The sequence below is a fragment of the Bradyrhizobium huanghuaihaiense genome, assembly GCF_025200885.1.
GTDB lineage: Bacteria > Pseudomonadota > Alphaproteobacteria > Rhizobiales > Xanthobacteraceae > Bradyrhizobium > Bradyrhizobium huanghuaihaiense.
The window spans coordinates 7,215,880-7,238,061 of sequence record NZ_CP104172.1 but is presented as its reverse complement, the minus strand read 5'-3'; the positions used below and the strand labels follow the sequence as shown (position 1 = coordinate 7,238,061).

The following is a 22,182-nucleotide window of genomic DNA, read 5'->3' as shown; positions in this document are numbered from 1 at the left end:
AAGGAAGGGCGAGAGCGCTGCCGGCGACTGAAGTCGATCCAACAGATCGCGCTTTAGCGCCCCTCGCGCGCCCAGGTCGCCGCAAACGCGCCGAGCAGCAGCAAGAGACCGATCAGGCCGGCGAAGATCGGCAGCACGCCGACGCCCTTCACGACGCTGGCGTCGCGCATCCTGACGCCCATCCAGCCGTCGCCGGCGAAGACGCTCGCCGAGCGCGACGGCACGATGCGCGGCAGCTCGACGGTGTTGCCGTCGACCACGCGCACGGCATTGCCGCCGGTCGCCTGCGTCAGCGGCCTCAATGTCTCGGTGGTGGAGGTGACCTCCGAAAACTCCTTCGGATTGGTCGGGCCGACATTGATCAAGGCCTTCAGCGTGCCGTCGGTCGCCTGCCACAGGCCGAGCTCGTTCGCCGGCAGGCTGGCGCGCCACTCGCCGGGATCGCCGGCGCTCAGCGTCAGGTCCTGCGACACGCCCGACGGCGAGGTCACGCTGACAGGCTGGACGCTGTCCGCCATGGTCTGGCGCACCACGACGAGGTTCTTGCCCTGCACCTGGAGGCGCAACGCCTCCTCGTCGAGGTCCGGCTGCTTCATCAGCCAGTGCGACATCCGCCTGAGCAGATCGAGATGCGGCCCGCCGCCCTCATAGCCGCGCGCCCACAGCCAGATGTGGTCGGACAACAGAAGCGCGACGCGCCCCTCGCCGAAGCGCGACAGGAACAGCAGCGGCTTGCCGTCGAGGCCCGTCATCACCGGCGGGTTGACGGAATTGCGGGTGTCGACGGTACGGAAGAAGCGGCTCCAGTGCGGCGGCTCGAAGGCCGAGCCTTCCAGCCCGCGCGTGACCGGATGCCGTTTGCCGATGTCGGACAGATGCGCATAGAACGGCTTCTCGGTCACGCCGACCGGTTCGGCCGGCAGCACCGAATCCAGCGGCGTGCGCCAGATGCTGGTGTTGGAAGCATAGTCGGGCCCGGCCGAGACCAGCACCGCGCCGCCCGCGCGCACATAGCGCGCGATGTTGTCGAAATAGGCGATCGGCAGCACGCCCTGGCGGGCGTAGCGGTCGAAGATGATCAGCTGGAATTCGTTGATCTTCTGCTGGAACAGCTCGCGGGTCGGAAACGCGATCAGCGACAATTCGTTGATCGGCGTGCCGTCCTGCTTCTCCGGCGGCCTTAGAATCGTGAAGTGCACGAGGTCGACGCTGGCGTCGGACTTCAGGAGGTTGCGCCAGGTGCGCTCGCCGGAATGCGGCTCGCCCGAGACCAGCAGCACGCGCAGCTTGTCGCGCACGCCGTCGATGGCGACCACGGCGCGGTTGTTCACCGGCGTCAACTCTCGCTCGAGCGGCGAGGCCTCGATCTCGACGATGTTCGGCCCGGCATGCTTGATGTCGACGTCGACGCTCGCGCTCTGCCCGCTCGAGAGCGTGCGCTCGTTGATGACCTCGCCGTCGCGGCGCACCGTGACCCTGGCGCGCTCGCCGGTGACACCCTGGTCGTCGAGCCGGTAGGTGATGGTCTGCATCTGGCCGACGATGCCGAAGCGCGGCGCCGCCGTGATCGCGATACGGCGGTCGCGCTCGTCCTTCTGTCCGGTGATCAGCGCATGCACCGGCGCCTGGAAGCCGAGCGCGGCGGCGCTCGCGGGAATGTCGTGGACGCGGCCGTCGGTGATCAGGAATGCGCCGGCGACGCGGTCGACCGGCACGTCCGACAGCGCCGAGGCGAGGGCGCCGAACAGCCTCGTGCCGTCGGTCTCGCCGTCGGCTTGTCCGGCCTCGACGACGCGGACGTCCAGGCCCTTGATCTTCTTCAGGCCGTCGACCAGCGCTTCCTGCGCCTGGGCGGCCTCGCGATTGCGGTTGCCGAAATTCTGGCTCGGGCTCTTGTCGACGACGATGGCGGCGACCGAGGTGAGCGGATCGCGGTCCTCGCGGGTGAAGGAGGGATTGGCGAGCGCCAGCAGGAACAGCGCCAGCGCGGCCACGCGCACGGCCGCACCGCGCGCACGCGCCACCGCCAGCAGAAGCGCGATGACGACGATCGCAGCCAGCGCCAGCCAGAGGACGATCGAAGGAACAAGCGGCGTGAACGCTATGCCGTAATTCATCAGACTGACCTATCAACGTCATTCCGGGGCGCCTCGAAGAGGCGAACCCGGAATCTCGAGATTCCCCGGTGCGCAGTGCGCACCTGTGGTCTGGTCCTTCGGACCATCCCGGAATGACGAGGCGTGTGGCTCAAGTTCGTCACGCGCATCTTTATTGCCCGAGACGTTCGATCAGGGCCGGTGCGTGCACCTGGTCGGCCTTGTAGTTGCCGGTCAGCGTGTACATCACGATGTTGGCGCCGGCGCGGTAGGCGAATTCGCGCTGGCGGGGGTCGCCGCTGGTCACCGGCAGCATGTACTGGCCGTCGGGGCGCACGGCCCAGGCGCCGGCAAGATCGTTCGAGGTGATGATGATCGGCGAGACGCCGTCGCCGCCGCGCGCCGGGCGCTGCGCGCTGTCCTCGTCCTCGTCGCGCGGCAGGGTCTCGACCCAGGTCTGGCCAGTGTTGAAGCGGCCGGGGAAGTCGCGCAGCAAATAGAAGGTCTTGGTCAGCACGTGCTCGCGCGGCACCGGCTCGAGCTCGGGCACGTCGAGCGAGGACAGGATTTCGCGCAAGGCCCGCATGCCCGGCGTCTGCGAGGCGCCGTTGTCGCCCGGCGGCGCCTCATAGGCGTCGCGGGTGTCGAACAGCACGGTGCCGCCCTGCTTCATGTAGGCGTCGATCTTGTTGATGGCGTCCTGCGGCGGCTTGGGCGCGCCGGGCACGATCGGCCAGTAGATCAGCGGGAAGAAGGCGAGCTCGTCGCGCGCCGGATCGATGCCGACGGGATCGCCAGCCTCGAGCGCGGTGCGCTGCGCCAGGAACAGCGTCAGTCCGGTGAGGCCGGCCTTGACGATGGAATCGACGTCGGCATTGCCGGTGACGACATAGGCGAGGCGGGTCTGCGACACCGCCTTCATCGCGAACTCGTCGGACGCGCTGTCGGCGCGCGACGGCGTGGGCGACAATGCGACGGCGCCCGCAAGGACGAGTCCGAGGACGATCATCGCCGGCGCGGCGCGGCGGCGCAGCAGCGCGGCGAGGCCGCCGCCGAGCAGCGCGACGATGATGGCGTCGATCAGGAACAGCCCGAGCGCGGTGGACAGCAGCCAGCCGCGCAAATCGCGCGGCTCGGCATTGGTGTAGGTGGCGTGCCGGGCGCGCAAGCTCGCGGTGCTCAGGGCTGCGATGCGGTCGGCGCTGGCAAGCGTGTTCACGGCGAGCGGTCCTTCTGCAGGACCATAGAAGCCCGGCGGATGATCTGATGTGGCGCGGTCGCGGTAATCCGCGGGCAGCGGCTTTGCGGTGGCCGGCGGCGGACCGAAGGCACCGAAGCCGTCGAGGATGTGCAGCGGCGCCACCGTTTCAGTGGTCGCCTCGCTGGCAACGCCGGGGCCGGGCTTGGTGGTGTAGCCGGACATGTCGACGACCCGCCGCAGCATCTCGACGAAGATGCCCGACATCGGCAGATCCGACCAGCGCATGTCGGCGCTGACATGGAACAGGCTGACGATGCCCTTGCCGCGATGCTCGCCGGTGACGAGCGGCGTGCCGTCTTCGAGCGAGGCCCAGCTCTTGGTGGCGAGCACGGCGTCGGGTTCGGCCAGCACCTGGCGGCTCACGGTGACGTCCTTGGGGACCACGACGCCGGCGAACGGGCCGTCGGCGGCGAACGAGGCGAGATGCTGCGGCTTCTCCCAGGTCAGGCTGCCGCCGAGTGTGCGGCCGCCCTTGCGCAGCTTGACGGGCACGAGATCGTCCTCGGCCTGCGCCAGGCGGGGCCCTGCGAAGCGCACCAGCACGCCGCCCTGGTCGATCCAGGCATTGAGACGCTCGCGGATTTCAGGGGCGATGGTGCCGACATCGGCGAGGATGATCATCGGCAGCTTCTGGTCCAGGAACTGCGTGATACCCTGCTGCGGCGAGCCCTTGTCGGCGAGCCGCACGTCGGCGAACGGCGCCAGCGCGCGGGTGAGGTAGAAGGTCGGCGCCAGCAGCGGCTGCGCGGTCTCGCTGGTCGCCCCCGAGACGATGCCGATGGCGCGGCGGCGCCAGCGCTTGTCGAGCAGCTGCACCGCGCCGGCGGAGCGCTCGCCCGAGATCTCGAGCCGCGTGATGTCGTTGCGCAGCTCGACCGGCAGGTCGAAGGCGGCGTCGGTTTCCTTGTCCTGCGGGCCGAACGAGAAGCGCGCCTCGCCGATCGGCGAGGCCTTCTGGTCCAGCGCGCGCACGGTGCCGGCCGCAATGCCGCTGTCGGTGCGCAGCACCTTCACCGTCATCTTCGCCGCGGCGTTCTCGGCCGCGACCAGCGCCAGCGGCGAGGAGGTGCCGCCTTCGAAGATGGTCAGGCTGCGATCCCCTAAGGTCTTGCCGAGGCCGGCCACGAACTCCTCGCCGCGGCCGGTGTCGACGCCGTCGGACAGCCAGGCGATCTCGCAATCGCCGGTCGCTTTCAGGAAACGATCGACCGCAGTGAGCGTGTCGACGCGGTCGATCGAATAGGGCTTTGGCGCGAGCTGGCGCAGCGCGACGCGCGCGGCACCCGCCGGCATCAGGGTGATGTCGCGGTTCGGCTCGGACAGAGGCACCAGCGCGATGGCGCGGCGGTCGTTGTCGGCGTTGGCGATCAGCTCGTCGGCGGCTCTGATCCTGATGTCCCAGTTCGACGCCGCGCTCCAGCCGTCGTCGAGCATGATCATCAGCGGCGCCTTGCTATTGGCGGCACCGACCTGCGGATTCCAGATCGGCCCGGCGGCGGCGAAAATGACGAGGGCCGCAGCCAAAAGGCGCAGCGCCGTCAGCCACCACGGCGTCCGCGACGGGGTCTCCTCGCGCGGTGCGATGTCGAACAGCAGGCGCGTCGGCGGAAACTCGATGCGGCGCGGCCGCGGCGGCATCACGCGCAAGAGCCACCACAGCACCGGCAGGCTGACGAGGCCGATCAGGAGCAGCGGTTCGGTGAAGGCGAGCGGCAATCCCATCATGCGGCCGGCCCCACCTTGATGGTCGTGGTGCGCGCGCCGGATTTGCTCACCTGCATGCCGGCGTGCAGATACAGCAGCAGCTCGGCGGCGGAGCGGTCGGTCGCATGGGTCGTGAACAGCCAGTCGAGCCTCGAGGTCTCGGCGCGGATCTGGTCGCGATGCAGCGCAAGGCGCGCGGTGTAGTCCTGCGCCCAGCTCTCGGCGCGGCCGGCGGTGATCACGCCAAAGCCCTCGGGCTCGACGAACTCGATGCGGCCGGAATAGGGGAACGATTCCTCGGCGGGATCGACGACCTGCACCATCGTGCCGTGCGCGCCGGAGCCGGAGAGCCCGGCGAGCGTCGCGCTGATCTCGGAGATCGGCGACCAGAAATCCGACAGCACGATGATCTCGGCCAGCGCGGACGGAACGAACGAGGGCGGCAGGCTGAGGCGGTCGGCGTCGTCATGCAGCATCACCTGCGCCATCTTGTCGATGACGCTGCGGCTCGCGGTCGGTGCCATCAGCCCGGGAATGCCGACGCGTTCGCCGCCCGACACCAGCAGCTCGGCCAGCGCGAAGGCGACGATCAGCGTGCGCTCGAGCTTCGACTCGCGCGCCGCCTTCGAGGCGAAGGCCATCGAGGGCGAGCGGTCGGGCCAGATCCAGACCGTGTGCGATGCCTCCCATTCGAGCTCGCGGACATAGAGATGGTCGTCGCGCGCCGAGCGGCGCCAATCGACGTTCTGCGCCGGCTCGCCGGAGACGAAGCGGCGGTATTGCCAGAAATTCTCGCCGGATCCGGCGCGGCGACGGCCGTGCAGGCCGTGGATGACGTTGGCGGCAACACGGCGGGCTTCTAGGACAAGGCGCGGCAGCGAAGCGGCGAGCGTACGGCTTTCGCCATCGGCACGTCGAATCGCGATGATCTCCTTCGCTGCGTGCCCGGTCTCTGCGGCCATCAACCGATCCGTGTCTTCAATTGCCGGATCACGTCCGGAATCGTGCGGCCTTCGGCGCGCGCCTGAAACGTCAGCGCCATGCGGTGCTTCAGAATAGGTTCGGCGAGGTCGAGCACGTCGTCGATCGAGGGCGCGAGACGCCCGTCGATCAATGCGCGTGCGCGCACCGCCAGCATCAGGGATTGGCTCGCGCGCGGGCCGGGGCCCCAGGCGATGAACTTGCCGGCTTCGCCGCTCTCCTCGCCCGGACGGGCCGAGCGTACCAGCGACAGGATCGCCTCCACCACGGAATCGCCGACCGGCAGGCGGCGGACCAGCCGCTGCGCGGTGATCAGCGCATCCGCGGTCATCGAGCCCTTCGCCAGCGTCTCCTCGGCGCCCGTGGTCTCGAACAGGATGCGGCGCTCGGCCTCGCGGTCGGGATAGTCGACGTCGATCTCCATCAGGAAGCGGTCGAGCTGCGCTTCCGGCAGCGGATAGGTGCCTTCCTGCTCCAGCGGGTTTTGCGTGGCGAGCACGTGGAACGGTTTCGGCAGATCGTGACGCGCGCCGGCCACGGTGATGTGCTGCTCCTGCATCGCCTGCAAGAGCGCCGATTGGGTGCGCGGGCTGGCGCGGTTGATCTCGTCCGCCATCAGGAGCTGCGCGAACACGGGACCGGCAATGAAGCGGAACGCGCGCCTGCCGGCGGTGCTCTCATCCAGCACCTCGGCGCCGAGGATGTCCGATGGCATCAGGTCGGGCGTGAACTGGATGCGCTTGGCATCGAGACCGAGCGTGACGCCGAGCGTCTCGACCAGCTTGGTCTTGGCAAGGCCGGGCACGCCGATCAGCAGCGCATGGCCGCCGGAGAGGATCGTGACCAGCGTGTTCTCGATGACGCGGTCCTGGCCGAAGATGACGGAGCCGATTGCCTCCTTCGCCGCGCGAATCTGGGCCGACACCTGCTCGGCCGAACGGACGATCCCATCCTCGAGTTTCTCGACACTCTCCGCCATTTCGCTCGCTCCTTCAGCCTGCCATGCGGCTTGCTTGCGCGGTCACTTCCTGCGTCGTCGCGCCGTCACATGGGCCCTATGCTAGACTTGCAGGAAGGCCATGTATTCGTTGAATTAACCTATCCCCACCTTATCGGCTTAAGGGTATGTAGGGCATCACGAAGTGGCGACCTCCACACCGGACTAATCCGGGGTGGAACCGAGCACCAATCGACAACGTAGACCTGCACCAATCGTGCCAGATGACAAAGTCAGGGCAAACCATGGCGAACCAAGGGCAGAGCGCCGATCGCGGTCTTGAGGGGCTGACTGCCGCCGCCAAAAGTGCTGCCAATGCCGAAGGCGCCAAAAAGGGCCTGCCGCCGGTGCATCTGTGGAATCCGCCGTTTTGCGGCGATCTCGACATTCGAATCGCCTCGGATGGTACATGGTTCTACATGGGGACGCCAATCGGGCGTCACGCCCTTGTGCGCCTGTTCTCGACCATCCTGAAGCGCGAGGGCGACAAGCACTTCCTCGTGACGCCGGTGGAGAAGGTCGGCATCCGCGTCGATGACGCGCCGTTCATGGCCGTTGAAATGCAGAAGGACGGCGAGGACAACCATCGCGTGCTGAGCTTCCGCACCAATGTCGACGACTGGGTGAGATGCGATGCCGCGCACCGGCTGCGCTTCGAGCAGGCGGCGGACGGCGGGCTGACGCCTTACCTGCATGTCCGCGCCGATCTCTGGGCCAAGGTAACCCGTGCGCTCTACTACGATCTGGTTGACATGGGCGAGGAGCGGATGGTCGATGGCCAGCCGATGTTCGGCGTCGAGTCGGCCGGCGAATTCTTCGCCATGGCCGACGCGGAGCAGGTGAGGGCCGCGCTTTGAACAAGCCTATCCCCGATAGCAAGCCTGAGCGCGAACCCGTCGCGCTGGGAGCTACGGATTTCTTCGCCCGCTCGCGGGCGCGGCTCGGCTTCGACGTGCCGGCCGGCCTCTACGATCCCAACATCATTCCGGCCTCGGGCTATCCCGGCACCGACAAGATGCTGGAGATCATCGCGCGCGAGCAGCCGGTGCGGCCGGCAGCGGTGCTGATCGCCGTGGTCGACCATCCCGAGCCGACCATCCTCTTGACGCAGCGCTCGGCCCATCTCAACGACCACGCCGGCCAGATCGCCTTTCCCGGCGGCAAGATCGATGCGACGGACGCCTCGCCACTCGATGCCGCGCTGCGCGAGGCCGAGGAGGAGGTCGGCCTGTCCAGAGACTTCGTCGAGCCGATCGGCTATCTCGATCTCTACGGCACCGGCTTCGGCTTCCGCATCCTGCCGACGGTCGCAAGGGTCAGGCCGGGCTTTGCGCTCACCATCAACCATTCCGAGGTTGATGATGCGTTCGAGGTGCCGCTATCCTTCCTCATGAACCCGGTGAACCATCAGCTGCACAGCAAGGAATTCCGCGGCATGGAGCGCTTCTACTACGCGATGCCGTTCGCGGAGCGCTACATCTGGGGTGCGACGGCTGGAATGCTGCGTGTGCTGTATGAGCGGATCTACTCGTCATGATCCGGACGGTCCTGACCGAGATCGGAATTTTCCTCATCCCTTTTGCCGTCTATGCGTTGTTCCTGGCCGCCACCCGCTCCGGGCTGTTCGCGCGATCGTCCTGGCCGGTCACGATCGTCTCCCGCCTCGCCCTGGTCGCGCTCGCGCTGGTGATCGCGGGCCTGATTGGTCTCGCACAATTCTCCGGCGGCGGACCGGATTCGACCTACGTTCCCGCCCATATCGAGGACGGCAAGTTCGTGCCGGGCACGGAAAGATAGGGGCGGGACGATGAGCGCGGAGCCGATCCTTCCGCCGATTCTTGCCGATGCGCCCTGGCTGACCGCCGGCGGGACCGCGCGCGTCCTGCAATTGCTCGGCGCTGATGGCGAAGAGGCACGGGTGGTCGGTGGTGCCGTGCGCAACGCGCTGCTCGGCCTCGTGCCCGGCGACATCGACATCGCGACCACGGCGCTGCCGGAGGAGGTGATCCGCCGCGCCAAGGCCGCCGGCATCAAGAGCGTGCCGACCGGCATCGAGCACGGCACCATCACGCTCGTCATCGACGGTCACCCTTACGAAGTGACGACGCTGCGCGAGGACACCGAGACCTTCGGCCGCAAAGCGAGGGTCGCGTTCGGCCGCGACTGGGTGAAGGACGCCGAGCGGCGCGACTTCACCATGAACGGCCTGTCGGTCGACGCACGGGGCGTGGTCTACGACTATGTCGGCGGCATCGCGGATGCGAAAGCGCGCCGCGTGCGCTTCATCGGCGATGCCGACCAGCGCATCGCCGAGGATTATCTGCGCATCCTGCGCTTCTTCCGCATCCACGCCGCCTTCGGTGCCGGTGAGCCCGACCGTGACGGCTATCTCGCCTGCATCTGCGGACGTGCTGGGCTTGCCAGCCTGTCGGCCGAGCGCGTGCGCATGGAGATGCTGAAGCTGTTGGTCGCGGGCGGCGCCTCCGCGGCCGCGCTGGCGATGGCCGACGGCGGATTGCTGCAAACGCTGATCGGCGGCGTCGCCTATACCGGCCCGCTGGAGACGATGATCGCGATCGAGCGCGAGCTTGGCCTCACCCCCAGCGCCACGCGGCGCCTCGCCGCGCTGACGGTCGCCGTGACCGAGGACGCCAAGCGCGTCGCCGCGCGCCTGCGGCTCTCCAATGCCGAGGCCAAGGCGCTGGACTCGATGGGCCATCGCTGGTGGCGCTTCGCCGCCAAGGACGAGGCCCATGCGCGGCGGCTGCTCTACCGGCTCGGCCCCGAGCGCTATCACGATCGCGTGTTGCTCGGCTGGGCGCGCGCCGCCGGCGAGGTGCATTCGCCGCGCTGGCGCGCGCTCGCCGAGCTGCCGCAGCGCTGGACTGCGCCGAAATTCCCGCTGCGCGCCGCCGACTTCATCGCGCGCGGGTTGGCGGAAGGACCTGCGCTCGGACACGTGTTGACACTCGCCGAGGACGCTTGGCTTGCGGCGGATTTTCCCCTAGAGGAAGCCGCGCTCGCCTCCATCGCCGATCAAGCTGCGGCACGCGTCAGCCGCGACGGGAAAACGTGACCATCGTTTCAGGCTTCGCCGACATCTCGATCCTTCAGCTTTTGCCGGTCGCGTTGATGGCGTTGTTTGCTTCGATCATCGGTGGTCTCGCCGGCTACGGCACCGGCGCCTTGATGCCGCTCGTGCTGGTGCCGCTGGTCGGCGCGGAGCCCGTGGTGCCGATCATCGCGATCTCCGCGATGCTGACCAATGCGAGCCGCGCCGTCGCCTATCTGCGCTATGCCGATCGCCGCCGCGCGCTGATCGTGCTCGCCTGCGCGGCGCTGACGACCGCGCTCGGTGCCTACGGCTACACGCGTCTCACCAATGCCGGCGCAGCCCTCGTGATCGGCACCATGCTGATCCTGAGCGTGCCGCTGCGCCGCGTGCTGCGACGGCGCGAGGTCAGGATCGGCGACACCGGCCTTGCCGCCGGCTCGGTCGGCTACGGCGTGCTGGTCGGCGGCACCTCCGGCTCCGGCGTGATCCTGCTCTCGCTGCTGATGGCCGCGGGCCTCGAAGGCGCCGCCGTGATCGCGACCGACGCGATGATCTCGCTCGGCACCGGCCTCATCAAGATCTCGGTGTTCGGCCTCGCCGGCGCCGTCACCGCGCAGGTGCTCGCCTTCGCGCTGCTGATCGGAGCGATCGCGATCCCCGGCGCGTTTCTCGCAAAGGCGTTCGTGGAGCGGATGCCGGTGCACATCCACACCGCGATCCTCGATGTTGCGGTGATCACAGGCGGGCTGGTGATGATCTCGGCTGCGGCAAAGCAGCTGATCGGATAACGAGGATCGAAGCCTGTCGGGCGTGTACGCACAGACGTCGGCTTTCGATTCCCAGCCGGGACGCGTCAGCAGCCCCGGCACACGCCCTTCAGCCGGTTACGAAGACTGATCTCATCTCGTAGGAGGTCACAACTTCGCTTAAAGTCTTGCTCTGTAACATCAGGCGGCCTTGCGAAGACAAGCAAGACTGCCAAGCTCAGGTCACTGTCGGGAAGTTCGGGAGGCGCGGGAGGAAATGGTTGAGCGCTAATCACCGCGGCCAAAGCTGCAGCATCAATTGAAGCGACCCCTGACCCGCTCAGGAGCCTGCTGGAAATCACTTTGCCGGAACGATCAAGAGCGAAGCCCAATTTCGGTTCACCGCTCCGACCGCACGCCTCTGCCGGAAATCGCGCATGGGACTTCAGTTGGAGATGAACTTTTTGCTTCCACGCGCTTATCGCGTCCGACTGTCCCCAACAGGGCGGGCTAACGATCGCCAGAAGCAAGAGCCAAGGCCCCAATTTTTTCGTCAATCGACCACGCACCAAAAAGCCCCGTCCCAAACGACAAACTTCATATCACAACTGTTGGTCGGTGTCGCCTTCCGGCCTATACCCGAGCAGCATCGTCAGCCGAACGCGACTATTGGGCGATCGATTTGCGCATTGAATCTGGTTAACTTACGCAAATACTGGCGCCTGAAGAACATGAAGAGCATCGACGGCCTGCCGACCGAGTTTGCTCCCGACAGCATGGTTCCGCCTGGCTGACAGGCCGGGGATTGCGCGCCATGCCGGAGCGGGCTGGCCTTGCGGGCGATAGCAGCTCGGCGGCTATTATTGTCGGGCTTCCAAGTCTCCCGCCCGAGGTTTACGCTGCTGTCGTCAGTCCAAACCAGCAGGGGCAGCGGTGGTCACGGCGCGCGTTGAGAGGCGGTTGGCGGCGGTGCTGGCGGCGGACGTTGCCGGCTATTCGCGGCTAATGGGCGCTGACGAAGTCGGCACGCTCGAAGCCCTCAAGGCCATCCGCCGCGAAATCGTCGATCCAGCCATTGCGGAGCACAAGGGCAGGATCGTCAAGACGACTGGCGACGGCCTCCTGGTCGAATTCGCCAGCGCTGTCGACGCGGTGACTTGCGCCGTGGCTGTTCAAGAGAAGATGGCTGGCCGCGAAGCACAGATTGCCTTTCGCATCGGCATCAACATCGGCGACATCATCAGCGACGAAAACGACATCTTTGGTGATGGCGTGAATGTCGCCGCGCGCGTCGAGAACGAGTGCTCGCCGGGGGGCGTGTGTTTGTCCGGAAGTGCGTTCGAGCAAGTCAGGGGAAAAACGAAATTCGAGTTCGACGATCTCGGTGAACGATCACTGAAGAACATTGACCGGACGGTTCGACTGTATGGCGTCAAACTTGGCAACGCGCCGAAGGCCACGATTGCGGACAGCAATCGACCGCTGCCGCTGCCGGAGAAAGCCTCGATCGCAGTTCTGCCGTTTCAGAACATGTCCGGTGACCCCGAGCAGGAGTATTTCGCCGACGGCATGGTGGAAGACATCATCACCGCGCTGTCCCGTTTCAAATGGCTGTTCGTGATCGCCCGCAACTCGACCTTCACGTACAAGGGGCGGTCCGTCGACATCCGGCAGGTTGGGCGCGAACTGGGTGTTCGTTACGTGCTGGAGGGCAGCGTGCGACGGGCAAACGATCGAGTGCGAATCACTGCGCAGCTCATTGACGCCGAGACCAGGGCTCATATCTGGGCGGATCGCTACGATCGCGCCGTCGACGACATCTTTGCCTTGCAGGATGAGATTACCGTGAGCACGGTCGCCGCGATCGAGCCCAGCCTGCGTCAAGCCGAAATCGAACGGGCGAAGCGCAAGCGCCCTGACAGCCTCGACGCCTACGACCTTGTGCTCCGTGCGACGCCTCTGGTGGATACCGGGATGCCGGAGGGCGCGTCGCAGGCCGTGCCACTCCTCGCGCGCGCACTTGAACTCGAGCCGAACTACGCGCTAGCGCACGGACAGACAGCGTTTTGCAATGAAATCCTGTATCTCCGAGCGGGCAGGCGTGAAGAAAATCGCGCAGCTGCGATACAGCACGCGCACACTGCAGTGGCACTCGGCCCCGACGATGCCCCGGCACTTGTCTACGCCGCGATCGCTATCGGTCTTGTCGAGCACAACCGCATGCTGGCTCTCGAAACGTTCGAGGCTGCGCTTGCAATCTCCCCATCAGCTGCCTGGGCATATTCCTGGGGTGCGTTGATCTTGGGCTGGGGAGGCGAAGCCGAGCGTGCCATCGAATGGGGCGAGCGAGGTATCCGGCTTAGTCCGCTCGATCCGTGGATTACGGCGGCGCTGCATGGCATCTGCATGGGCCATTTTCTTCGCGGGCGCTATGAAGAAGCTGCGGCGGCGGCACAACGGGCCATTCGGAGCAAGCCAGGTTTCAGCGTCTCGCACATGTTTCTGGCGGCAGCGCTTGCCAAACTCGGACGAATGCAGGATGCGAATGCGGCCGCCGAACGCGTCATGCAGCTTCAACCCAATTTCAGCAGCAATGGTCAGTGCTCCGCCATCGGTTGCGTCCCGGTGCTTGCAGCGCCTCTTATCGAAGCAATGCGCGCTTCAGGTCTTCCGGACTGATCGGGATCGGCCACCGAACGAGCTGACCTCGCGGGCAGCCTGTTCCTCGTCGAACAGGCGCGAACGGCGATAACGGTGTCGCATTTTGGTGACAGTCAGCTTCGCTAAAGCATCGGCGTGACCACCTCGCCTTGGACAGCGGGGAATATGCGTGTAGCTTTCTCTTGGGAACCCTGCCGCGGAGTTGGGGGCAATGAAAGCCTTGCAGGCCGCCTGCATCGTGGGTGTCATTGCATTCACGGGGATGATTCATCGCGCCGTAGCGGAGATATCTGCCGCACCCGGAGCGTCGCCTGGAGCAACGCGCGGGCCGGTCTCCAGGGCGGCTTCTGGTCGGTCACTGGTCGCCCAAGCCAAAATCGATGACGATTCCAGCGCGACGAAAGCGAACGCAGTGGACCACATTGATGCTGCGCAGCCGGTGCCGGCAATGCGCGATGCATTGGATGATGCGTCCAGCCCCGCGCCGGTGAGCCAGGATTTCCGGTATCTGATCTATTACATTTGGTCAGAATATCCGCCCGCAGAGAAGCCGGCCGATATCGTGTTGAGGTCGCTCAAGGACACCCTGGTCGGAACGCCGATCGAGGAGATCAAGCGCGCGTCCGATGCGTTCGGTCTCGATTTCAATTTCATGAAAGCGGTCGCGAAGGTTGAGTCCGGGTTCGATCCCAAGCAACGCACCGGGTCGTATATCGGCCTGTTCCAACTGAGTGAATATGAGTTCAACAAGTTCGGCTCGGGGCAGATTCGTAGTCCCCGCGACAATGCCGTAGCGGCGGCCTACAAGGTCATTACCGAAGGCGTGCTGTTCGAGTGGGTGACGCACCAGAAGCCGACCTTGAGCGATCTTTACTTGATCCATCAACAGGGCTGGGAAGGCGCCGCCGAGCACATCAGCCAACCTGATCGCATCGCCTGGAAATCAATGTGTGCCACCGGCGAGGGCAAGGAAAAAGGCGAGAAATGGTGCAAACGTGCGATCTGGCGGAACACTCTTCCGGCCGTCAAGCAGGCATGGAAATCGGTCGACAAGCTGACATCCGGAGCGTTCGTCGGCATGTGGCGCGCGCGGATTGCTGAACTCTATTCGAAATATATGGCTACGGCCGCCGCCGAAGGGCCGAAGCAGTAACTTTCGTTGAGTGGTCGGCTGCAGACAGTGTGAGCAATTCAAATGACGATGGAGCTGAGAGGCGCGAGAGGCGAGGGATTTGCGACGATTGCCGCTGACGGTCGCGTGTTGGATTCCTGGTTTCTTCAGCTGAGCCTGGTCGAGGAGGCCGGCAAGGCGGCAACGGTGCGGCTGACGACGGACGAGATCATTGGATCGTTGGGTGAGCCGGCGGACGGATATGCGCGACACGACGACATTCGCAATGTCGACATCGTTCCAATCCGCACAGAGATTGAGTCTCTCGCGTCTGCGCCGACTGATGTCCACGACGCGTATCTTCGACTCCATCTCCTGAGCCACCGGCTCGTCCAGCCCAATTGCCTGAACGTTGACGGAATTTTCGGTCTGTTACCCAACGTTGCCTGGACGACCCTCGGTCCCTGCGAATGCTCTCGTGTGCCGGAAGCGCAAATGGTCGCGCGAAAGCGGGCCCTCGCGTTCGAGGTGACGGGCGTGGACAAGTTTCCGCGCATGACTGACTATGTGACGCCTGCGGATGTGCGAATTGCGGATGCGGATCGCGTAAGGCTCGGAGCCTATTTAGCGCCGGGCACGACCGTCATGCATGAAGGCTTTTGCAATTTTAACGCAGGTACGCTCGGTCCCTGCATGGTCGAAGGTCGGATCAGCGCCGGTGTGGTCGTGGGACGTGGCAGCGACGTTGGTGGCGGGGCCTCGATCATGGGCACGCTATCAGGAGGAGGCAAAGAGAGGATTACGGTTGGTGAGCGCTGCCTGATCGGAGCCAACGCCGGTATCGGCATTTCACTGGGTGACGATTGTGTCGTCGAAGCGGGCTGTTACGTCACGGCAGGCGCGCGCATCCTTTTGGAGGACGGCCGAGTGCTGAAAGCCAAGGAACTTTCAGGGCAAAAGGGTCTTCTTTTTCGCCGCAACTCCCAGAGCGGCGCTCTTGAGGCAGCCAGACGCACATCCAATTGGGACGGCCTCAACTCGCAACTTCACGGCTAGGCAGCGCCAGCGTCGGCGCCTGCCGAGTTTGAAGCGGCGGGCCGATTGAGTGCGCCGTCACGCTGCGTCACACCGCCGCTTGCGACCCAACTCGGACATCGTTTGCCGGGAGTTTGAACGCTTGCACGACACAATTAGGAACTGAAGCGGGACCAGCCTGTTGGTTCGATCAGCCAAGCGGAGTCTCGCAATGCGGATCATTCTGATAACGGCGGTTGGCTGGGCGTTGTCGTGCGGATTTGCGACGGCACAGACCGATCCCAAGGACATGACAACTGGACGCTCGGCACCTGAAGAAAAAGGTCAATTGCAGCCACAAGGTTGGACCGGACCGCTCGACACGAAGTCGGGTGGCGCGCCGCCGGAAAGCCCGCAAGGTCAAAGCCCACCGGGAATGCAGGCAGCGCCGGACGGATCAACCAAAGTGGTGACCGAGCCACGGAAGTAAGTCTGACTTGATTTGTCGTTGGGAGGTCGGCTTCGCCCGCGATGAGCCGACCCGTAACGTCTGCCTGTGGCCCGAGACTGCCTAGCTCAGTGCTCGTCCAAGTGCTCATCCAAGTGCGGCTGCCAAGTGTCGAGCAGAAGTGGCCGGCAAGGATCCGCGCCGGTTACTGATGTATCTTGCAGTCGTTGATCTATCGCAATGGTCTCCTCGCGCCGGGACGGACGGTCGGGCCCAGGGAGCTTGCGATGAACACGGATTACATGGCGGAAGCCGCCCGGCATCGGCACGTAGCCGAGGAGTACCGAACGATGGCGTCATGCACCTCGGACGAGGGACTGCGTAAGGTCTACCTTAGGCTTGCAGACGATTACGATTCGCTCGCCACAAACGAAGATAGGGTTGCCTGCAATCGCAGGCTCGCAAACTAGAGGCCGAGTGGTTGGCGATCTTCAGTCGTATCGATGTTGGGATTCTGGCCCATCTGCGAAGTCGCGAGATAAGTCATTTAGGTCCGCTTGGCAGGGCCAAAGCGCGGCGCGATTTGGATGAATCGTCATCGCGCTTTGGATGTTGTTGACGCATGATCCTCCCGGAAAACCGCTTACCGCTTTTCCGGATCATGCTTGAGCGCTAGCGCTTTGACCGCTTGAGATCGGCGACTTGAAACTTGTTGCCGGCGGAGAGGCTGCTGCAGAGCCAGTAGGCTCTGTTGCGGTAGTCTCCCAGGAACACCTTGGTCTCGACGCAATCCACGTAGTTCTTGTGAGTGATGGTGTCTGTGCAGGTCGGCGAGAAAGGTGCATCTGTTTGTCCGCCGCCCGACTCGCTGCACCCGACCCAGGGATCCTTGCCGTGTCTGAAGCTTGTTTGACAGCCACCGTTGCAACTGCTGGCGCGCTTCTCCAGCGCGGCAATCCTCGCCAATGGTGAACCCGGTGCTGGCGATGGCGTTCGACCGGATGATGGTTGAGCGGTTGCCGATCGGATGTGGCGGGTTGACGAGGTCGGGCGAGATGCCCCGGTGTTGACCGCCTGCTTCGGCCTTGCCGCCTGCTTCGGCGCATCGACCGTGACGGAGGGAACCTGGGTGGGGGAGCTTGTTGCGGTTTGCGACACCGCCGGGCTGCACAGCAAGACCGTTGACAAGAAAGCGAAGGCTGAAGGCGCGACAAATCCTGGCGACAATCTCATGATATGTCCTTTCGGGGACGGACATTCCGTCCCAATGCCGGCACGCCGCAAAATGCTAGCCGAAACTTCCGAACCTGACTACCGGGGGTTGAAACGATTTCTGCGGATGACTGCCATGCGCATGTGGCCGAGGCGAATGCGGACGATGCGCCCGGAGCGGTTGCCATGTCGGCTGCCGGCTCTTCCGTGACATACAGTGATGTCCGCTATAGCGCTGTCATCGGCGGAGCAGCGGACATCAGGAGCGCTGGAGCGGAACGCTCCGATCTGACGAGGGTGCGGTCCTAGAGGCGCCTACTCCTCGTCTTCGTCCTCGTCGTCATCCTCGTCTTCGTCGTCCTCTTCTTCCACCTGCACAAGCGCGGCCAGCGGCAGCGTCTCGCGGAAGAGATCGCCTTCCATGCCCATCCAGAGGCACAGCACCTCGTCCTCCTTCACCTCCGCAACCGTCAGCGGCTGGCCGCCGGATTTCAGCATCACGACATCGCCGGCTTTCAAGTCCATGGATTGTCCTTTCGGGTTGATCGACCGGACAGGAGGCTAGCAGGCGGTCATGACACGGGGAAAACGGACGGGGCGGCGATGGCCAGCGCGGTCTATGCGCGGACCGCTCGAATGAGGCGAGATGGCTCACACGGGAAGCGTCTTCATCGCACGCATCCCGACGATGGCATTATGCCCCTGTTTTGCCCGACGGGTCAAACGCGATTCGTAAAATCCGCAAACCCTTGATCTTGCAGCAGCCCGCTACTGTGCATGGGGTTGTTTTCGCAGTTTTGTTTGCGAGCCCCGTTACGGCTGGTCCGGCACCAGCTCGGTCAGCGAGCGGATGATGCGGTCGGGCTTGACGGTCGAGCCTTCGGGCAGGCCGTCGCCATGCACGTCCATCCAGATCGCATAGATGCCGAGACGCTGCGGGGTGACGACTTCCCATTCCAGATTGTCGCCGATCATCCAGGTGTCCTTGGCGGTGACGCCGAGCGCCTCCATCGCGTGCAGATAGGCGCGCTCCTCGGGCTTGCCGAAGCCGTGCTCGCCCTCGATCTGGATGTGGTGGAAACGGTGCGCGAGCTCGAAGCGCTCGACCTTGGCGCGCTGCATGTCCGCGGCGCCGTTGGTGACCAGCGCCAGCTTGATGCCGAGCGCCTTCAGTCTGTCGATCGCCTCATGCGCGCCGGGGAACACGAACATCTCCTCCTCGCGATAGGCGGTGAAGCGGTCGGCGAGGCGGATGGCGAGATCGTCGGGGAGGGCGCGATGGCCGGCCGCCGCGAGCGCGGCAAAGCCGCCCTTGACCGTCAGGTGCCGCGCTTCGGCGAGCTTCATCCGCCACGCGGCTTCCGCGTTGGCCCAGAAGTTTCGCGCGAAGGCCAGAACGGCGGTCGCGACCTGCGCCGGAGGCAGCGGCGCGAGCTCCTCGGCGAACTCGTTCGCGATCGTGTTCCAGGCGATCTCGGGCCGGCCATAGGCCGACAGGATGGTGTCGTCCATGTCGATCAGCATGGCGCGGGGGAGCGGACGCATCACAGCGCTCATGGCCACTTCACCTCCGGCGGCAGCGACGACAGGATGGAGTCCACGTTGCCGCCGGTCTTGAGCCCGAAGATGGTGCCGCGGTCGTAGAGCAGGTTGAACTCGACATAGCGGCCGCGCCGGATCAATTGCTCCTCGCGGTCCGCAGCCGTCCAGGCGCTCGCGAAATTGCGCCGGACGATGTCGGGGTAGATCTTCAGGAAGGCGCGGCCGACATCCTGCGTGAAGGCGAGGTCGGCGTCCCAGTCGCCGCTGTCGTGCCAGTCGTAGAAAATGCCGCCGATGCCGCGCGCCTCTTTCCGGTGCGGCAGATAGAAATATTCGTCGCACCATGTCTTGTACTTGTCGTAATCGGCAACGCCGTTCGGCTGCGCACAGGCTTCCTTCATCGCCGCATGGAAGGCGATGCTGTCCGCATCCTCCTGCGTGCGCCGGCGATCGAGCACCGGCGTGAGATCGGCGCCGCCGCCGAACCAGGCTTTTGTCGTCACGACGAAGCGCGTGTTCATGTGCACGGCAGGGACGTTCGGATTGCGCATGTGTGCGATCAGCGAGATGCCGGAGGCCCAGAATTTTGGATCCTCCGCGGCGCCGGGGATCTGGGCGCGAAACTCGGGGGCGAACTCGCCATGCACGGTCGAGCAGTGCACGCCGACCTTCTCGAACAGCCGGCCATGCATGATCGACATCACGCCGCCACCGCCGCCCGCGCCAGTGTGGTCGGTGCGCTGCCAGGGCGTGCGTTTGAAGCGGCCGGCCTCGCCGGGATAGAGGCTTTGCGGTGCATCATCCTCGAGCCGCTCGAAACTCGCGCAGATGTCGTCGCGCAAGCGCTCGAACCAGGTTCGGGCGCGCGTCTTGCGATCTTCGATGGCTGAAGCGTCCATATCCAATTCCCAAACTGGCTCTCGTAGGGTGGGCAAAGGCGCCCTTGCGCCGTGCCCACCATCCTTCATCGTCGCACTCGATGGTGGGCACGCTGCGCTTTGCCCACCCTACGAGACCGCGATCGTAGCTAACCTTGCGGACCGTAATAGGTGCAGCTCTCGTTGCAACTGTCGCGGTGGATGCTGACGCGGGTCAGCTTGCCGATATGCTGTAGCCGCTCCCAAACGAAGCGCGACAGGTTTTCCAGCGTCGGCTTGCCCAGCGCCTCGATCTTGTTGAGGTACTTGTGGTCGAGCGTCAGGCGCACGTCCTCGATGGCGCGCTGGAGCAGGCCGAGATCGACCACCATTCCGGTGTCGGGGTCGGGCGTGCCGCGCACGGTCACCTCGGCGCGGAAGGAGTGGCCGTGGATCTCTTCGCTCGCCGCGCCAAACGTCGTTCCCGACAGCGAATGCGCCGCCTCGAAGCGGAACGATTTCGTCAATTCCCACATCTGTTCGAAAACCAATCCTATCTGATGCCGAGCGATTTATGCGTCTGCACGCTGAGCCGCCATTGCGGATGATGCAGGCAGTAGTCGATCGCCCGCGCGGTGTTCTCGGCGACCTCGGGTCCGTCCATCGGCTGCAGCGAGAAGCGCTCGAAGGCGAGGCCTTCGAAGGTCTCGGGCGCGGCGAGGGCTTGCGGATAGACCAGCTTCAACTCGTGGCCGCGGCGCAGCACCAGCTCGCTGCCGCCCTTCGGGCTGACGCAGATCCAGTCGAGCCCTTCGGGCGCCTCGATCGTGCCGTTGGTCTCGACGCCGATCTCGAAGCCTCTCGCATGGAGCGCCTCGATCAGGGCGGTATCGACCTGGAGCAGCGGCTCGCCGCCGGTCAGCACCACGTAGCGGTTGGCGGCCGTTGCCGTCCATTGGGCCGCGATGGTGTCCGCGAGGTCCGCAGCCGAGGCATAGCGGCCGCCGAGCGTGCCGTCGGTGCCGACGAAATCCGTGTCGCAGAACTTGCAGGTCGCATCCCCGCGGTCGGCCTCGCGGCCGCTCCAGAGGTTGCAGCCGGCAAAGCGGCAGAACACGGACGCACGCCCGGCATGGGCGCCTTCGCCTTGCAGGGTCAGGAAGATCTCCTTGACCGCGTAACTCACTGGTCTCTCCTCAATCCTGTCGACCGCAATCCTGTGGACCGTTCGGGTTCCGGATCTGCCGCAGCGCCTCGCCTGCGGCCATCGCCGCGCTCATGGCGACATTGAGCGATCGCAGCCCTGGCATGACCGGGATCACCAGCCGCGCATCGGCGGCCTCGACCACGGCGTCGGTGACGCCGGCGCTCTCGCGTCCGAATAGCAGGATGTCCGACGTCTGGTAATGAAAATCGCGGTAGTCGGTGGCGGCCTTGGTGGTGAACAGGATCAGGCGGCAGCCCTGTGCCGCGCGCCAGTCCTCGAACTTCGCCCAGGAGTCATGGCGGGTAATGCTGACCTGGTCGAGATAATCCATTCCCGCCCGGCGGAAATGCCGGTCGGAGACCGGGAACCCCGCAGGTTCGATGATATGGGCGGCGATGCCCAGACAGGCGCACAGCCGGAGAATCGTGCCGGTGTTCTGGGGGATGTCGGGCTGGAAAAGCGCTATCTGCATGGGCGGCGGCGGGTGGGTTGCGGGCCGGAAATGTCTCAATAAAACATCGCCTGCCCGGGAATTCGTGCATTGCACGCTTCCCCGCCGTTAGCGGGCTTGCGCTCGCCCGGCAAGGGTGCCAATAGAACGATTCTGGACTGCTGTTTTCGCCCTATTCTGGTGGGGACAAGCGAAGTTCTGCCGCCGCGGGGGGCCGCGGGCGCCGGCAGCACTGTTCTAGGGACCTTTGGGGGACTCCTGGAGCGGTTCCACCGGCAGCATAAGAAGAAAGGGTTGGAATCGTGACGACAGCGTCTTCGGCGGACCATCCGACACGCCGTGATTTCTTATTCGTTGCAACGGGGGCAGCTGCAGCAGTAGGGGGCGCGGCCGCGCTCTGGCCCTTCATCTCTCAAATGAATCCTGATGCCTCGACCATCGCCGCCGGTGCGCCGATCGAGGTCGATCTCAGCCCGATCGCCGAGGGCCAGGACATCAAGGTGTTCTGGCGCGGCAAGCCGATCTACATCAGCCACCGCACCAAGAAGCAGATCGACGAGGCGCGCGCCGTCAACGTCGCGAGCCTGCCCGATCCGCAGTCCGACGAGGCCCGGGTCAAGTCCGGCCACGAGCAGTGGCTGGTCGTGATCGGCATCTGCACCCATCTCGGCTGCATCCCGATCGCCCATGAAGGCAATTACGACGGGTTCTTCTGCCCCTGCCATGGTTCGCAGTACGATTCGTCCGGCCGCATCCGCCAGGGGCCCGCGCCCGCGAACCTGCCGGTGCCGCCGTACCAGTTCGTTTCCGACACCAAAATCCAGATCGGCTGAGCTTCG

The 22,182-nt window shown here is 65.2% G+C and carries 23 protein-coding genes; 11 read left to right on the top strand and 12 right to left on the bottom strand.

Annotated features, from left to right (window positions below):
- Nucleotides 1-53: 53 nt before the first annotated feature.
- The 4 genes from N2603_RS34180 to N2603_RS34165 form a co-directional block, all read right to left on the bottom strand.
- Nucleotides 54-2,117, bottom strand: a complete 2,064-nt coding sequence (locus N2603_RS34180; RefSeq protein WP_260385584.1) for a hypothetical protein — start codon at nucleotides 2,115-2,117, stop codon at nucleotides 54-56.
- Nucleotides 2,118-2,268: 151 nt separating this feature from the next.
- Nucleotides 2,269-5,082 carry a DUF4159 domain-containing protein gene (locus tag N2603_RS34175; protein WP_018648856.1) on the bottom strand — a complete coding sequence of 938 codons (2,814 nt, stop codon included), beginning with the start codon at nucleotides 5,080-5,082 and terminating at the stop codon, nucleotides 2,269-2,271.
- Nucleotides 5,079-6,023, bottom strand: a complete 945-nt coding sequence (locus N2603_RS34170) for a DUF58 domain-containing protein (RefSeq protein ID WP_260385583.1) — start codon at nucleotides 6,021-6,023, stop codon at nucleotides 5,079-5,081. Before N2603_RS34170 ends, N2603_RS34175 begins: the two co-directional genes overlap by 4 nt.
- Entirely contained in the window at nucleotides 6,023-7,021 is a 999-nt protein-coding gene (locus N2603_RS34165) for an AAA family ATPase (RefSeq protein ID WP_018648854.1), read from the bottom strand. The genes N2603_RS34170 and N2603_RS34165 overlap by 1 nt, the downstream gene beginning before the upstream one ends.
- A 263-nt stretch (nucleotides 7,022-7,284) precedes the next feature.
- On the opposite strand from N2603_RS34165, the gene N2603_RS34160 reads away from it, so the two are divergent.
- Genes N2603_RS34160 through N2603_RS34140 form a run of 5 tightly spaced genes read left to right on the top strand, consistent with a single transcriptional unit; the run spans nucleotide 7,285 to nucleotide 10,882 of the window.
- Nucleotides 7,285-7,896: a DUF1285 domain-containing protein gene (locus N2603_RS34160; protein ID WP_260385582.1), complete on the top strand. Its 612-nt coding sequence runs from the start codon at nucleotides 7,285-7,287 to the stop codon at nucleotides 7,894-7,896.
- Nucleotides 7,893-8,576, top strand: a complete 684-nt coding sequence (locus tag N2603_RS34155; RefSeq protein WP_260385581.1) for a CoA pyrophosphatase — start codon at nucleotides 7,893-7,895, stop codon at nucleotides 8,574-8,576. Before N2603_RS34160 ends, N2603_RS34155 begins: the two co-directional genes overlap by 4 nt.
- A complete protein-coding gene (locus tag N2603_RS34150; RefSeq protein ID WP_018648851.1) occupies nucleotides 8,573-8,836 on the top strand; it encodes a DUF6111 family protein in 264 nt (87 codons plus the stop codon). The genes N2603_RS34155 and N2603_RS34150 overlap by 4 nt, the downstream gene beginning before the upstream one ends.
- Nucleotides 8,837-8,846: 10 nt before the next feature.
- Nucleotides 8,847-10,115, top strand: a complete 1,269-nt coding sequence (locus tag N2603_RS34145) for a CCA tRNA nucleotidyltransferase (protein ID WP_260385580.1) — start codon at nucleotides 8,847-8,849, stop codon at nucleotides 10,113-10,115.
- Complete coding sequence (locus N2603_RS34140) at nucleotides 10,112-10,882, top strand: sulfite exporter TauE/SafE family protein (protein WP_260385579.1); 771 nt, start codon at nucleotides 10,112-10,114, stop codon at nucleotides 10,880-10,882. The genes N2603_RS34145 and N2603_RS34140 overlap by 4 nt, the downstream gene beginning before the upstream one ends.
- A 65-nt stretch (nucleotides 10,883-10,947) precedes the next feature.
- On the opposite strand, the gene N2603_RS44995 is transcribed toward N2603_RS34140, so the two are convergent.
- The gene (locus tag N2603_RS44995) at nucleotides 10,948-11,370 is read right to left on the bottom strand and encodes a TonB family protein (protein ID WP_425249015.1); all 423 of its coding nucleotides are present in this window, start codon (nucleotides 11,368-11,370) and stop codon (nucleotides 10,948-10,950) included.
- Here N2603_RS44995 and N2603_RS34135 point away from each other — a divergent pair.
- The 5 genes from N2603_RS34135 to N2603_RS34115 all read left to right on the top strand — a co-directional run bounded on the left by N2603_RS34135 (nucleotide 11,278) and on the right by N2603_RS34115 (nucleotide 16,116).
- Nucleotides 11,278-11,634 (top strand): hypothetical protein, encoded by a 357-nt coding sequence (locus tag N2603_RS34135; protein WP_244635987.1) that lies wholly within the window; start codon nucleotides 11,278-11,280, stop codon nucleotides 11,632-11,634. The two genes, N2603_RS44995 and N2603_RS34135, sit on opposite strands and share 93 nt — an antisense overlap.
- Nucleotides 11,635-11,809: 175 nt before the next feature.
- Nucleotides 11,810-13,519 carry an adenylate/guanylate cyclase domain-containing protein gene (locus N2603_RS34130; protein ID WP_244635990.1) on the top strand — a complete coding sequence of 570 codons (1,710 nt, stop codon included), beginning with the start codon at nucleotides 11,810-11,812 and terminating at the stop codon, nucleotides 13,517-13,519.
- Nucleotides 13,520-13,712: 193 nt separating this feature from the next.
- A complete protein-coding gene (locus N2603_RS34125) occupies nucleotides 13,713-14,654 on the top strand; it encodes a lysozyme family protein (RefSeq protein WP_260385578.1) in 942 nt (313 codons plus the stop codon).
- A gap of 42 nt (nucleotides 14,655-14,696) precedes the next feature.
- Entirely contained in the window at nucleotides 14,697-15,668 is a 972-nt protein-coding gene (gene dapD, locus N2603_RS34120) for a 2,3,4,5-tetrahydropyridine-2,6-dicarboxylate N-succinyltransferase (RefSeq protein WP_260385577.1), read from the top strand.
- 190 nt (nucleotides 15,669-15,858) lie between these two features.
- Complete coding sequence (locus N2603_RS34115) at nucleotides 15,859-16,116, top strand: hypothetical protein (protein WP_145832006.1); 258 nt, start codon at nucleotides 15,859-15,861, stop codon at nucleotides 16,114-16,116.
- Between the two features lie 630 nt (nucleotides 16,117-16,746).
- On the opposite strand, the gene N2603_RS34110 is transcribed toward N2603_RS34115, so the two are convergent.
- From N2603_RS34110 to N2603_RS34080, 7 genes are all read right to left on the bottom strand, one after another.
- Nucleotides 16,747-17,307, bottom strand: a complete 561-nt coding sequence (locus tag N2603_RS34110) for a hypothetical protein (RefSeq protein ID WP_260385576.1) — start codon at nucleotides 17,305-17,307, stop codon at nucleotides 16,747-16,749.
- A gap of 294 nt (nucleotides 17,308-17,601) precedes the next feature.
- Nucleotides 17,602-17,811: a YodC family protein gene (locus N2603_RS34105; protein WP_018648841.1), complete on the bottom strand. Its 210-nt coding sequence runs from the start codon at nucleotides 17,809-17,811 to the stop codon at nucleotides 17,602-17,604.
- A gap of 288 nt (nucleotides 17,812-18,099) precedes the next feature.
- A complete protein-coding gene (locus N2603_RS34100; protein WP_035668651.1) occupies nucleotides 18,100-18,843 on the bottom strand; it encodes an HAD family hydrolase in 744 nt (247 codons plus the stop codon).
- Complete coding sequence (hemF, locus tag N2603_RS34095; protein ID WP_260385575.1) at nucleotides 18,840-19,727, bottom strand: oxygen-dependent coproporphyrinogen oxidase; 888 nt, start codon at nucleotides 19,725-19,727, stop codon at nucleotides 18,840-18,842. The genes N2603_RS34100 and hemF overlap by 4 nt, the downstream gene beginning before the upstream one ends.
- Before the next feature lie 128 nt (nucleotides 19,728-19,855).
- Nucleotides 19,856-20,221, bottom strand: a complete 366-nt coding sequence (locus tag N2603_RS34090; RefSeq protein WP_018648838.1) for a 6-pyruvoyl trahydropterin synthase family protein — start codon at nucleotides 20,219-20,221, stop codon at nucleotides 19,856-19,858.
- Between the two features lie 17 nt (nucleotides 20,222-20,238).
- On the bottom strand, nucleotides 20,239-20,871 hold the full coding sequence (gene queE / locus N2603_RS34085) for a 7-carboxy-7-deazaguanine synthase (protein ID WP_018648837.1): 633 nt from the start codon (nucleotides 20,869-20,871) through the stop codon (nucleotides 20,239-20,241).
- Nucleotides 20,872-20,881: 10 nt separating this feature from the next.
- Nucleotides 20,882-21,364 (bottom strand): tRNA (cytidine(34)-2'-O)-methyltransferase, encoded by a 483-nt coding sequence (locus N2603_RS34080; RefSeq protein ID WP_260424321.1) that lies wholly within the window; start codon nucleotides 21,362-21,364, stop codon nucleotides 20,882-20,884.
- Nucleotides 21,365-21,645: 281 nt separating this feature from the next.
- Here N2603_RS34080 and petA point away from each other — a divergent pair, with 281 nt between their 5' ends.
- Nucleotides 21,646-22,176 (top strand): ubiquinol-cytochrome c reductase iron-sulfur subunit, encoded by a 531-nt coding sequence (gene petA / locus N2603_RS34075; protein WP_011085272.1) that lies wholly within the window; start codon nucleotides 21,646-21,648, stop codon nucleotides 22,174-22,176.
- Nucleotides 22,177-22,182: the final 6 nt, after the last annotated feature.

What these genes read in the sequence shown, in the direction of transcription:
- N2603_RS34110 (WP_260385576.1), bottom strand. Translation starts at nt 17,307, where the DNA reads ATGAGATTGTCGCCAGGATTTGTCGCGCCTTCAGCCTTCGCTTTCTTG.
- N2603_RS34115 (WP_145832006.1), top strand. Translation starts at nt 15,859, where the DNA reads ATGCGGATCATTCTGATAACGGCGGTTGGCTGGGCGTTGTCGTGCGGA.
- N2603_RS34100 (WP_035668651.1), bottom strand. Translation starts at nt 18,843, where the DNA reads ATGAGCGCTGTGATGCGTCCGCTCCCCCGCGCCATGCTGATCGACATG.
- hemF (WP_260385575.1), bottom strand. Translation starts at nt 19,727, where the DNA reads ATGGACGCTTCAGCCATCGAAGATCGCAAGACGCGCGCCCGAACCTGG.
- N2603_RS34135 (WP_244635987.1), top strand. Translation starts at nt 11,278, where the DNA reads ATGGGACTTCAGTTGGAGATGAACTTTTTGCTTCCACGCGCTTATCGC.
- N2603_RS34180 (WP_260385584.1), bottom strand. Translation starts at nt 2,117, where the DNA reads ATGAATTACGGCATAGCGTTCACGCCGCTTGTTCCTTCGATCGTCCTC.
- N2603_RS34165 (WP_018648854.1), bottom strand. Translation starts at nt 7,021, where the DNA reads ATGGCGGAGAGTGTCGAGAAACTCGAGGATGGGATCGTCCGTTCGGCC.
- N2603_RS34090 (WP_018648838.1), bottom strand. Translation starts at nt 20,221, where the DNA reads ATGTGGGAATTGACGAAATCGTTCCGCTTCGAGGCGGCGCATTCGCTG.
- dapD (WP_260385577.1), top strand. Translation starts at nt 14,697, where the DNA reads ATGACGATGGAGCTGAGAGGCGCGAGAGGCGAGGGATTTGCGACGATT.
- N2603_RS34150 (WP_018648851.1), top strand. Translation starts at nt 8,573, where the DNA reads ATGATCCGGACGGTCCTGACCGAGATCGGAATTTTCCTCATCCCTTTT.
- N2603_RS34125 (WP_260385578.1), top strand. Translation starts at nt 13,713, where the DNA reads ATGAAAGCCTTGCAGGCCGCCTGCATCGTGGGTGTCATTGCATTCACG.
- N2603_RS34160 (WP_260385582.1), top strand. Translation starts at nt 7,285, where the DNA reads ATGGCGAACCAAGGGCAGAGCGCCGATCGCGGTCTTGAGGGGCTGACT.
- N2603_RS34080 (WP_260424321.1), bottom strand. Translation starts at nt 21,364, where the DNA reads ATGCAGATAGCGCTTTTCCAGCCCGACATCCCCCAGAACACCGGCACG.
- N2603_RS34105 (WP_018648841.1), bottom strand. Translation starts at nt 17,811, where the DNA reads ATGGACTTGAAAGCCGGCGATGTCGTGATGCTGAAATCCGGCGGCCAG.
- N2603_RS34175 (WP_018648856.1), bottom strand. Translation starts at nt 5,082, where the DNA reads ATGATGGGATTGCCGCTCGCCTTCACCGAACCGCTGCTCCTGATCGGC.
- N2603_RS34145 (WP_260385580.1), top strand. Translation starts at nt 8,847, where the DNA reads ATGAGCGCGGAGCCGATCCTTCCGCCGATTCTTGCCGATGCGCCCTGG.
- N2603_RS34170 (WP_260385583.1), bottom strand. Translation starts at nt 6,023, where the DNA reads ATGGCCGCAGAGACCGGGCACGCAGCGAAGGAGATCATCGCGATTCGA.